This window comes from Bradyrhizobium sp. Ses1, assembly GCF_059512365.1.
This window is the reverse complement of sequence record NZ_JCAMOQ010000142.1, coordinates 1-2888: the sequence shown is the minus strand read 5'-3', so window position 1 is coordinate 2888 and position 2888 is coordinate 1. Positions and strand designations below refer to the sequence as shown.

General features: G+C 59.8%; 3 protein-coding genes. 1 reads left to right on the top strand and 2 read right to left on the bottom strand.

Going from position 1 to position 2888, the window contains the following annotated elements:
* Positions 1–244: 244 nt before the first annotated feature.
* On the top strand, positions 245–751 hold the full coding sequence (locus AC5ZG5_RS45905) for a GlcG/HbpS family heme-binding protein (RefSeq protein WP_130228979.1): 507 nt from the start codon (positions 245–247) through the stop codon (positions 749–751).
* 224 nt (positions 752–975) lie between these two features.
* Here the strand turns inward: AC5ZG5_RS45905 and AC5ZG5_RS45900 are convergent, their stop codons facing one another.
* Together AC5ZG5_RS45900 and AC5ZG5_RS45895 are read right to left on the bottom strand one after the other, a co-directional pair.
* The gene (locus tag AC5ZG5_RS45900; protein ID WP_456647205.1) at positions 976–1440 is read right to left on the bottom strand and encodes an amidohydrolase family protein; all 465 of its coding nucleotides are present in this window, start codon (positions 1438–1440) and stop codon (positions 976–978) included.
* Entirely contained in the window at positions 1350–2315 is a 966-nt protein-coding gene (locus AC5ZG5_RS45895; RefSeq protein WP_456647206.1) for a hypothetical protein, read from the bottom strand. The genes AC5ZG5_RS45900 and AC5ZG5_RS45895 overlap by 91 nt, the downstream gene beginning before the upstream one ends.
* Between the last annotated feature and the right edge of the window lie 573 nt (positions 2316–2888).

The following is a 2888-nucleotide window of genomic DNA, read 5'->3' as shown; positions in this document are numbered from 1 at the left end:
AAACCCCTCAATCTCAAGGCAGGACGCCCTGTTACGCTATCGTCTGGACACCGCTGCCAGCCGGTTCCCTACCGCGCCAGCGGTTTAGTCCCTTGGCTCTTCTCGGACATTGCTGGCAAGCAGCTAGGCGGCACGCCCCGGCCAATGGACTCTGGTACGGATTGGCGCAATCCTGCGGTCGCAAATAGTCCCAGTGCAGGGACTGCCTATTTAGCCGACCAGCAAATATCGGGAGGACAACAACATGAGGACGCAGGACAAGACGCTAGTCGCTTCCATCGTGGCTGCAGTGATACTCACCGCAACAGCCAGCGCTCAACAGGCGCCATCCCCACCTCCGATAACGCCTTATGGAGCGCCACTGGGGCTCGAGGCAGCCAAGAAAGTGATGGCTGCCGCGGAAACGGAGGCCGAAAAGAACAACTGGGCGATGGCCATCGTCATCCTCGACAGCACGGGCCACACGGTGATGCTGCACAAGCTCGACAATACGCAATACGGCTCTCTTATGGCTGCCGAGGACAAGGCGCACAGCGCGATTAACTACAGGCGCCCTAGCAAGGTGTTCGAGGATCTCGTGGCGCAGGGGGGCATGGGTTTGCGTTCATTGGCACTCCGTGGGGCATCTCCACTAGAAGGCGGCATTCCCATTAATGTGGATGGCAAGATTGTCGGGGCGATCGGCGTCTCTGGCGGGACGTCAGTTCAGGATGGCCAAGTCGCAAAGGCGGGTGCCGACGCCGCGAAGTGAAAACCGCGCTCGCATCACCGAGGTCGCCTTGTCGCGCGGCCTCAACGCGTGCGCCTTGTCGCTTATGCAACTGGCGACGTCCGCTGTTGGCCCAAGAGCGAAGGTCGGCTTGGCTTCGAAATGGTCCGCTTTATCGGGGTAGCGCGGAAGTGACCGACCGATCAGCCAAATGGCGCTATTGGACCCAAAGTCGAAGTCGGATTGGCGGTAGGCGCGCCGTTCACCTAAGTGGCGCGAACATAACCGTAGCGCAGGTTCGAGGGCTGCTTCGCAGCTTGTGTGTACTCGTTTTTGAGCGCTGCGAGGCGGTCCTCGGAAAAGGTCGGCATCCTGATGTTCCCAGCCGCCTTCAGCTTGATCTTGTAGAACCTGGTGGCGTTGCCCGCGAAGATTAGCTGCTTAGTAGCGCTGTTGGCATCGCCAAGCGCCGCAAAGCCGTACTTCTTCTGCATATCCTCCGGGATTTCGAGCCTACGCAGCGCCTCGATCTGCCACTGCGGTGAGCCGTACCAGACCGAATCGGTGCCCCACATCACGTGGTCAATCCCCATCCCCTTGATCAGCGTGCCGACCAATGCGGCGCAGAACTTCGGATGCGCTACAGCCGAATTGGCAAAAGACGTGCCGAGTTCGGCGTAGACATTGGTGACGCCGAACTTCTGCGGGATTTCCGCGAGATCCGAGGCCATTGGATGCGGCCGGTCTGCTCGAACTCGGCCCACGCCTTGTCCGGCAGTTCGAGGAACGCCCGCAGCGCCGAGTGATAGATCACGAAGTTCATCTGCGGCCAATCCTTGGCAGCCTTTCCGATGTCCGACGCGGTTGCGTATTCCCATACGCCGGCGAACGACTTTTCGTAATCGGGCGGCAGCAGCCCCTTATGGATGCATAGCGTGTTGATGCCGGCCTTCACGGCTTTGTCGTAGAATGGATACATCACCTGCTCGTCGTCGAGTCGGTATGGGAATTTGGAGGGCGCGAGCGGATCGCCGATCGTGTAGGCCTTCCAGGAATCCGGCTTGTAGACCTCGATTGCCTTGTCGACCTCCTCCATCCAGCCGGGCTGCTTGGGGGTGATGACGCTGTGCGCCAGCAGGCGGCGTGAGCCGGCGAAGTCGTTGATGAATTCGCGCGCCTTGACGATCTGCTCGTTGGACAGAAGCCACCAACTCGGATCGTCGAACGGCGCACCGCTGAGAAGCGCCATATTCGTATCACTGTCGTAGTAGATTTCTTTTACATAGTTCTGGAACTTGTAGCGGGCGAGCGAGGAGACGCCCTCATCTTTCATCTTGGGGTTCCAGTGCTGGCTCGCGAAGTCCGCCAGCCCCAAAAGCTCCTTGTGATCGAAGTCATCGCGCACGAAATGGGTCTGGACATCGAAGATGAACTGGCCGGCGAGGGTTTGCGCACGCGCCAGCATCAGCTCGGGTTCGCGGGCCTCGGCGGGCGTGACCTGGAAGACATTGCCGTAAATGTCGTTCATGGCGAGGAACGCTGCCGCCATGCCGCAGCTCGTATGCAGGAACTGCCTGCGGCTTAAGGCGAGGTGCTTGCCGTTCACGTCGGCAAGTTCGTTGATCCGTGCCTCGACCTTCTTTTGCGTAGCGCTCTGTGTGGAGGTGGGAGATACTCGCCGTTGGAAACAATCTGGGTCGGAATCGGCATTGCCGCCGACGCCGTCTCCGCGCCCGCGACGAGACGCTGTTCTCGCTCACTAAGCCAGGTGCTCATTGTTCTTCTCCCGTTTGTTGGTATCGACGGTGCTGCGCGGTGGGCGCATGAGGCTGCGTGTTTGGTCACTCCCCAGTTAGGCGGACCGACTCGTTGCGCCTCTCTATGAAGTCACCACACACGCGCCACGCTCAAGCGGGTCGCTTTACCCTGTGGAAGCGCAGATATGCTCGAAAAGCTGGTTGCGGTGGCGGCGTATGGTCGTTGAATTGAATGCTCAAACCTCGATCGGCGCAAGGCCATGTAATCTGACAGTCACGCTGTCCCAACACCGCATCATTCTCTCATCTGATCGTTTTCACGGCCGAGGTGTAAGCTCGTCAGCTCATGTGAAGGGTTTCGGATGCCGGCCGCTTGAGGGAGGGCGCGGCGTATTCGGCGGCCGGCGTCCGAAAGCCTCCAA

Excerpts from the sequence above, each read along its gene's own strand:
- AC5ZG5_RS45905 (WP_130228979.1), top strand. The coding sequence starts at position 245 with ATGAGGACGCAGGACAAGACGCTAGTCGCTTCCATCGTGGCTGCAGTG.
- AC5ZG5_RS45900 (WP_456647205.1), bottom strand. The coding sequence starts at position 1,440 with ATGGCCTCGGATCTCGCGGAAATCCCGCAGAAGTTCGGCGTCACCAAT.